Origin of the sequence: Kitasatospora sp. NPDC048545 (genome assembly GCF_040651155.1) — a bacterium.
GTDB lineage: Bacteria > Actinomycetota > Actinomycetes > Streptomycetales > Streptomycetaceae > Kitasatospora.
On record NZ_JBEZIQ010000119.1, the window covers coordinates 1 to 7,413 of the forward strand.

5 protein-coding genes are annotated in these 7,413 nt (G+C 75.0%); 1 reads left to right on the top strand and 4 read right to left on the bottom strand.

All coding sequences use genetic code 11. The annotated features are described in order from the left end of the window. Positions 1 to 106: 106 nt before the first annotated feature. From AB0D10_RS45485 to AB0D10_RS45495, 3 genes are all read right to left on the bottom strand, one after another. Positions 107 to 670 carry an RICIN domain-containing protein gene (locus tag AB0D10_RS45485; protein WP_360268751.1) on the bottom strand — a complete coding sequence of 188 codons (564 nt, stop codon included), beginning with the start codon at positions 668 to 670 and terminating at the stop codon, positions 107 to 109. 425 nt (positions 671 to 1,095) lie between these two features. Then, a complete protein-coding gene (locus AB0D10_RS45490; RefSeq protein WP_360268753.1) occupies positions 1,096 to 1,980 on the bottom strand; it encodes a CAP domain-containing protein in 885 nt (294 codons plus the stop codon). A 142-nt stretch (positions 1,981 to 2,122) separates the two neighbouring features. Then, positions 2,123 to 5,062 carry a BTAD domain-containing putative transcriptional regulator gene (locus AB0D10_RS45495; protein WP_360268756.1) on the bottom strand — a complete coding sequence of 980 codons (2,940 nt, stop codon included), beginning with the start codon at positions 5,060 to 5,062 and terminating at the stop codon, positions 2,123 to 2,125. Between the two features lie 103 nt (positions 5,063 to 5,165). On the opposite strand from AB0D10_RS45495, the gene AB0D10_RS45500 reads away from it, so the two are divergent. Further along, the gene (locus AB0D10_RS45500; protein ID WP_360268759.1) at positions 5,166 to 6,590 is read left to right on the top strand and encodes a BTAD domain-containing putative transcriptional regulator; all 1,425 of its coding nucleotides are present in this window, start codon (positions 5,166 to 5,168) and stop codon (positions 6,588 to 6,590) included. Positions 6,591 to 6,630: 40 nt separating this feature from the next. Here the strand turns inward: AB0D10_RS45500 and AB0D10_RS45505 are convergent, their stop codons facing one another. Next, on the bottom strand, positions 6,631 to 7,110 hold the full coding sequence (locus AB0D10_RS45505) for a hypothetical protein (RefSeq protein ID WP_360268761.1): 480 nt from the start codon (positions 7,108 to 7,110) through the stop codon (positions 6,631 to 6,633). Between the last annotated feature and the right edge of the window lie 303 nt (positions 7,111 to 7,413).

Below are 7,413 nucleotides of genomic sequence, written 5' to 3' on the forward strand. Positions count from 1 at the left end.
GGGGTGCGCAAGGTGCTCTGCGCACGCGCGTACGACCGGTGCGGTGCGCCCCGGGGAGGGCCTGTCCGCGCCGCCCGTTACGATCCGGATCATGACCCCGGTGGGGTCAGAGCATCCAGCGCTGCGCGGGGTCAGCGGTGTTGCAGCCGGCCATCGAGGTTCCGCGGCCGACGCCGTTGGACGTCAGGCACTGCCCGGTCGCCGCGTTGCGGACCAGGTACCAGCCGCGGTCCTGGTCGGTGAGCCACCACTTCTGGTTGGCCGGCATCCAGTTTCCGGCCGGCTGGTTGAGCCCGTCCCGGCCGCCCGGGGTGTCCCAGAGCCGGACGGCACCCGAACGGGTGTCGAGGTCGACGACCTTGCCACTGCCGTCGTGCGCGATGGCGGTGGTCCCGTCGCAGTAGCCCCAGACCGACCAGGTCTGGGCGGAGGACCAGTCGTTGGCCGAGTAGACACCGACCCACTGGCCGTTGACCTCGTTGTTCTGCGGCAGGTCGAGGACGCCGCCGGCGCCGTTGTAGACCTTCTGCGGGATGTGCAGGGCCGGCGCCAGGTCGCACGGGCCGGGCTGCGCGGCCTGCGCGACCGGCGCGCCGGCCACGACCGCCCCCGCGAGGGTGGCGGCAGCACCGAGCGAGGAGAGGAACCTGCGGGTACGGGTGGTGGCCATGGATTTCTCCTTCAAGTGTGGGCGTACCGGGGCCGGATTGTCGGACCCCGGGGGTACCGTCGGCCCTACTCCGGGAGGGGGAGTGGGCGACGGAGATCGGAGGGGAGCCGTCGGCTCGGAAGATGTGCGTCGGTCCCGAGCACGACCGTCCCGGGACCAGGCGGAGCCTCTGCGCGGCTCAGCGGCACGTCGATCACGATCACGGGTGCTGTTTCGAATCGTCGGACCCCTGCGGACGGGTGCGTGCGCGGGATCGTGTGCAACGCCTGCAACACGTTCGGACCGGCCTGGTACGAGCGGCTTCCGAACGGGCTGCGGACGTCCCACCTCATGAACGGCTGTCTCGCCGACCCGCCGGCCCCGCGCTTCCGCGCAGCCGGTGGGGAGAAGGCCGGGTGGTCGGGGCGGAGTGGCCGAGAGCCTGGTCAGACCTGGCCGAAGGTCTGGACGCAGCGGCCCCGGGCGCCGTGCTGGCGGGGCGCGCTGCCGACACCGAGGTGGTTGAAGCGGGGGTCGAGTATGGCGTCCCGGTGGCGGGGACTGTTCATCCAGAACCGCATGGCCTCCGGCGCGTTGTCCGCCTCGGCCACGTTCTCGGAGGCGAAGCGGAAGGCGAAGCCGGCGGCGCGTACCCGGCGCCAGGGTGTGCTGCCGTCGGTGCCGCTGTCCCGGACGAGGTCGTGCGCGGTCAAGTCCTCGGCATGGCGCTGGGCGGCTGCGTTCAACCTGTCGTCGAGCCGCAGGGGTCGCACTCCCGAGCGGGCGCGCTCGGTGTTGACGGCGGCCAGCATCTCGGCGCGGACGTCGACGTCGGAGGGCTGCGGACGGACTGCCGACCGCCACCGGCCGACGCGGGTCCTGCCTGCCGGGACGAGTTGCCACCGCTGGGCGGAATCGGCGTGGTCCCGCTGGGCCAGGGTGAGCGGGGACCCGGGGGCGGCCGCGGTGAGGAAGAGGTCGGCTTCGGTGGTGCGCGCGGTTCGGATCCGCAGCCAGTCGTCACCGACGACCTCCAGGCACCAGCGCTGACCGGGGCGCCCGTCCAGATCGGCCAGCGAAGTCCGGCGGGTGGCACGGTCGTAGTGCAGGACCATGGCCTGGCCGGGGGCGTACTTCCCCCGGGTCAGCTGGGTCTCCAGCACCCAGTCACCGTCCACGGCCCAGAAGACCCAGCCCTGGGTGGCGGTGCCGTCGGGCTCCCGGGAGTGGACCGGTGCGCCCCGGTCGTCGTGTCCGGGGCACAGGTCGACGACCGTTCCGTTCGCCGACCGGACCGTCCACACCTGGCCGTTCCGTACGAGCGTGGGCATGTGTCGCGCCTCTCGTCCGTGCTGCGCCCCGGGCCGTGACCGTGTCGGTCGCGGAGGCCCGGGGCCTGACGAGGGAGAGATTTCCGGAGTGCGGCAGACGGCCACTCAACGCGCTTGTCCGGAGCATGCGTTGATGCCACGTCTACCGGGTGAGAAGCGCCCTGACCTGCGCGGCCTCCTCCTCCAGGCCCAGCCGCTCGTACACCTCCAGGGAGTCCGTCAGACAGGCCCGGGCCTGGCGCGGGCGGCCGAGTCCGGTGAGCGCGGTGCCGAGGGTGTGCAGCAGGGCGGCCTCCAGGTTGGCGCTGGTGCGGCGGGCGAGGGGGAGCGCGGTCTCGGCGGCGTCGACGGCCAGCAGCCAGCGGTCGGCCTCGGCGTGGATGCGGGCGGCGAGGTCGCCGGCCGCGGCGGCGAACACGGTGACCTGGAGGGCGGTGAACTCCTCGCGGGCGCCGACGGCGTGGTCGAGCGCGGCCTCCGGGTCGTCGCAGAGCCGCAGGACCCGGGCGAGGTAGTAGCGGCCGATGGCGGCGGAGACCGGGCCGGAGGTGCTCATCAGCCGGGCGCAGCGTTCGGCGGCGTCCCGGGCCTCGGCGAGGCGTCCGGTCCGGGCGGCGCTGAACGCGAACTCGCCGAGCGCGCTGCCCTCGGCGCGTTCGGCGCCCAGGCGGTGGAACAGCTCGGCGGCGCGCCCGGCGTGTTCCGCGGCCTCGGCGTAGCGGCCGTGGGTGCGGGCGTTGCTGCCGAGGGTGATGAGGGCCTTGGCGAGCACCCGTTCGGTCCCTTCGTCCCGTTCCGACAGCTCGACGGCCCGGCGGATCTCCTCCTCGGACTCGGCGTAGCGGTTGATGTGCCAGAGCATGCTGCCGCGCAGGTAGCGGGCGAGGGCGAGCGGGCCGTGCTCGCCGCGGGCGGCGGCCTGCTCGGCGATGTGCCCGGCGAGGTCGACGATGACGCCGGTCTGGGTGCGTTCGGGGAGCACGGCGCCCATCCGGTCGGCGAGTTCGGCGGCGCGGTCGAGCGGGAGGGCGGGGTCGGTGCAGCCGAGCGCGATGACGGCGGCGTGCACCTCGGCCTGGTCGCGCATCCAGCGCACGGCGTCCGCGCCGTCGGCGACGGGGTGGCCGGGGGAGGCCACGGCGGCGCCGAGCAGGCTGAGTTCGGCCGGTTCGGCCTTGCGGGCGGCGCGGTCGGCGTTGCGGGCGGTGGCGAGGCAGAAGTCGAGCAGCCGGTCGGTGGCGGCGGTGCGGTCGGCGGCGCTCTCCTCGGTGGCGAGCCGGCCGCGGGCGTAGGCGCGGACGAGGTCGTGGAAGCCGTAGCGGCCGAACCGGGGGGAGTGCAGCAGGTTGAGGTCGACGAGTCCTTCGAGGAGCCGGTCGGTCCGGTCGGCGCTCCGGCCGATCAGGGCGGCGGCGCAGGGCAGCGGCAGGTCGGGGGCGTCGGGCAGGGACAGCAGGCGGAAGGCGCGGGCGAGTTCCGGGTCCAGGCGCTGGTAGGAGAGCGCGAAGGTGGCCTCCACGGTCCTTTCGCCGTCGCTGAGTTCGGCCAGCCGGTGCTGGTGGCGCAGCCCCTCGGCGAGCGCCGCGAGGGTGAGCGCGGGGTCGGCGGCGAGCCGGGAGGCGGCGATGCGCACGGCGAGCGGCAGCAGTCCGCAGGCCCGGACGACCTCCTCGGCGGTCCCGGCTTCGGCGGCGACGCGGTCGGCGCCGATGATGCGGGCGAGCAGTTCCAGGGCCTGCTCGGGCGAGAGGGTGTCCAGGCGTAGCTGGTGGGCCCCGGCCAGGCCGGCCAGCCGGTGGCGGCTGGTGACGAGGACGGCGCAGCCGGCCGAGCCGGGCAGCAGCGGTTCGACGTGCCCGGAGTCGGCGGCGTTGTCGAGGACGACCAGGACGCGTCGTCCGGCCAGGGCGGAGCGGTAGAGCGCGCTGCGTTCGCGGGTGTCCGGCGGGATGTCGGCGGGGTTGACGCCGAGGGCGCGCAGGAAGCCGGCGAGGACGGTGCCGGGACCGGGCGGGGTGCGGTCGGCGCCGCGCAGGTCGGCGAAGAGCTGCCCGTCGGGGAAGCGCGTCCGGACGTGCCGGGCGACGTGCACGGCCAGGGCGGTCTTGCCGATGCCGCCCATGCCGTCCAGGGCGGAGACCACGACGGCGCGCCCGCCGGCCCCGCAGAGCCGGTCCGCGAGGGTGTCCACCTCCTCGGCCCGGCCGGTGAAGTCGGCAATCCCGGAGGGGAGTTGGTCGGGCGTCTGCCAGGTGTCGACGGCGGGCGCGGGGGCCGGACGGGCCGGGAGCAGGGTGGCGTCCTCCCGCAGGATGCGCAGATGGAGACGGGCCGGACCCGGTGCGTCCGGCGGCAGCGACGGGCGGGCGTCCTCGTACACGGCGAGCGCCTCGGCCCTGCGGCCCGACTGGTACAGGGCCCGCATCAGCACGGCGGTGAGCCGGGGCCGCCCGGGGTGCTCCAGGGCGAGCGCCTCGGCCTGCGCGGTCAGGTCGGTGCGGTCGCCGAGGTCGGCGTCCAGCTCCAGCTGGGTCTCCTCGGCCGAGATCCGCTGCTCGGTGAGGCGGGCCCGGACGGCGTCGGCGTGCGGCCCCGGCAGCCCGGCAAGCGGTTCGCCGGCCCACAGCCGCTGGGCGTTCCGCAGCACCTCCCGGATCTCCTGCGGCGGCGCGTCGGCTTCCCGCAGCCGTCCGGCTTCGGCCAGCAGCGACTCCCATGCGGCGGTGTCCACGACCGCCCGGGGCACCCGGAGCGCGTAGCCGTCGCCGACCCGGACCAGCGGCAGCCGCTCCGGATCGTCCCCGGTGTACGGCCGGAACGCGGTGCGCAGCCGGGAGACGGCGAGCTGGACGGCCTTGCGTGGATCGGCCGGCGCGGCCCCGCCCCACACCCCCTCGACCAGCACCGGGACGGCCACCGTCCGCCCGGCGGCGGCCAGCAGCACCGCGAGTACGGCCCGCTGCTGCGGCCGGCCCAGCTCCAGTTCCCGCTCCCCGTACCAGGCCCGCAACGGTCCCAGCAGGCCGAACCGCAGCCCGGCTCCCCCCGTGTCGCCCATGTCGCCCCCGAAGTCGTCGCCCACCGGGATTTCGCCACTTCCGTTCGGACAGCGGCGCCCCATACCCCGGCGGCCTATGCTCTGCTCACAGATTGTGCACCGGAATCCGAGCTTCGAGGGGTGGGTCGTGCGGCTCGATTTCCGCGTGCTGGGGCCTTTGCGTGCGACGTGTGACGGCCGTGAGATCGAGCTCGGCCGGCCGCAGCAGCGGGCCGTGCTGGCTGCGCTGCTCCTCGCCCCCGGGCAGCTGGTGCCGACGGACCGGCTGGTCGAGGGCCTCTGGGGGGAGGACGAGACCCGCTGGCCGAAGGACCCGACGGGGCAGATCGGCACCCACGTGCACCGGCTGCGCCGCGCCCTCGGCGAGTCCGGGCTGCCGGTCGCCGCGGCGGGCGGCTACCGGCTGGCAGCGCCGCGCGAGGCGGTGGACCTGTTCCGCTACGAGGATGCGGTCACGGAGGCCGTCGCGCTGCGTCACCGGGATCCGGGCCGGGCGAGGGAGGCAATGGCGGCGGCGCTCGCGGCGTGGGAGGGCGTCCGAGCGCTGGACGGCGTGCCCGGGGCGTTCGCCGAACGGACCCGGGAACGGCTGGCGGCCGGGCGCTTCGCCGTGGTGAAGACCCTGCTGGACCTGGACCTGGCACTCGGCCGGCACACTGCCGCGGTGGAACCGCTGGCCGGACTGGCGGCTGCGCACCCGCAGGACGAGGAGGTGCACCGGCTGCACCTGCTGGCGCTGCACCGCTGCGGCCGTACGGCGGAGGCGCTGGCGGCGTACGGGGCGCTGCGGGAGCGGCTGGACCGGGAGCTGGGGCTCGAACCGGCGCCCGCCGTGGCCGAACTGGCCGACCGGATCCGGCGCGGGGACGCCCCGCTGCCGCGGCGGCTGCCGAGGCCCGGCCAGCTGCCACCGGACATCCCCGACCTGGTGGGCCGGGCCGGGCTGGTGCGCCGGGCGGAGCGGACACTGCGGGCGACCGGCGACGGTTCGCCGGTCGTGGGGCTCTCGGGTCCGGCGGGCAGCGGCGCGTCGGCGCTGGCGGTGCACGTGGCGCACGTCGTCCAGGACGCCTTCCCCGACGGCCAGCTGTACGTGGGCGGTGGTGCGGCGGACGTGGTGCTCGCCGGGTTCCTGCGTGCGTTCGGCGAGCGGCCGGCGGCGGGGGCCGGTGTCGAGGAGCTCGGTGCGCGCTACCGCGAGCTGCTGACCGGGCGGCGCGTCCTGGTGCTGCTGGACGGGGTGGCCGACCCGCGGCCGCTCCTGCCGGAGCGGGCGGGCTGCGCGGCCGTGGTGGCGGGCGCGGAACCGGGCACGCTGCCCGAGGACGCCGCACGGCTCACGGTGGGACCGTTGGAGCCGCGCGACGCCCACGAGCTGCTGGCCCGGATCGTGGGCGCGGACAGGATCCGGCAGGAGCCGGACGCGGCGGCCGAGGTGGCCGCCCTCTGCGGCCACCTGCCGGTGCTGCTGCGGACGGCGGCGGACCGGCTCGCGGCCCGGCCGCGCTGGTCGGTGGACGACCTGGTCAGGTGGCTCACCGAGCGAGGGTGAGGGCCGGGCCGCGGGTGGTGCTTGGGCCGCGGGGTGGTGCTTAGTACGGGTCGGAGCTGCGGATCGTGGCCCAGCGGTAGCTCCACTGGCGGGTGTCGGTGAAGACGATTTTGAGGCCGCCGTGCTCTTGGACCTGCACGCCGGCGGTCTGGAAGGAGCTGGTCTTGTACGTGTCGCTGGCCCAGCAGATGCGGTCGCCGGCGCCGTAGACGACGAGGTTGCCGTCGCCCTGCATGATCGCCTTGGTGCCGCAGCCCAAGGCCCCCGGGGCGGCCCACACCGGCGTCGGGTTCCACTGGGCGTACTTGTAGAGGACGAAGTTGCCGTCGCCCTGCATGTACAGCCGGGTGTCGCCGGACTCCAGGTAGTCGCCGGGGTAGAGCACCCCGGGCTCCGACAACGTCGCGCCGTACCCGGTGGCAGCCTGAGCGCTCCCCGCCGACGCCATCGGCCAGGCCAGCGCCAGTAGGCCGGCCGTGATCCCGACGGCTGCGCGTCGCAGTGCCTTCGTCGCCTTCATGTCCCCGTGCTGCCTCTCTCATACGTCGGCGCCCGCTGTCGTGTCGGGCGCCCTCTGGTGGTTCTGATCGTGGACAACGGCGATAGACGTTCGATGAACGTCCCGTTGAGGCGGGAGCGGTTTGGCCTGGCCGCGGATGAGGAGTACTGTTCTCTAGTCGCTCGGCAGGGAGCACCGGACACGCGTCAGCGCGGACGGTCCCGGGGCGGCCAATCCTCTGAAACACCACTTCCCAGGTTCGGGCTGGGTCACGTTCGCGTGTTCGCGTCATGACTCGGTTCTTGCTTTGGCGTGTTCGTTTTA

What these genes read in the sequence shown, in the direction of transcription:
- AB0D10_RS45485 (WP_360268751.1), bottom strand. Translation starts at nt 670, where the DNA reads ATGGCCACCACCCGTACCCGCAGGTTCCTCTCCTCGCTCGGTGCTGCC.
- AB0D10_RS45490 (WP_360268753.1), bottom strand. Translation starts at nt 1,980, where the DNA reads ATGCCCACGCTCGTACGGAACGGCCAGGTGTGGACGGTCCGGTCGGCG.
- AB0D10_RS45505 (WP_360268761.1), bottom strand. Translation starts at nt 7,110, where the DNA reads ATGAAGGCGACGAAGGCACTGCGACGCGCAGCCGTCGGGATCACGGCC.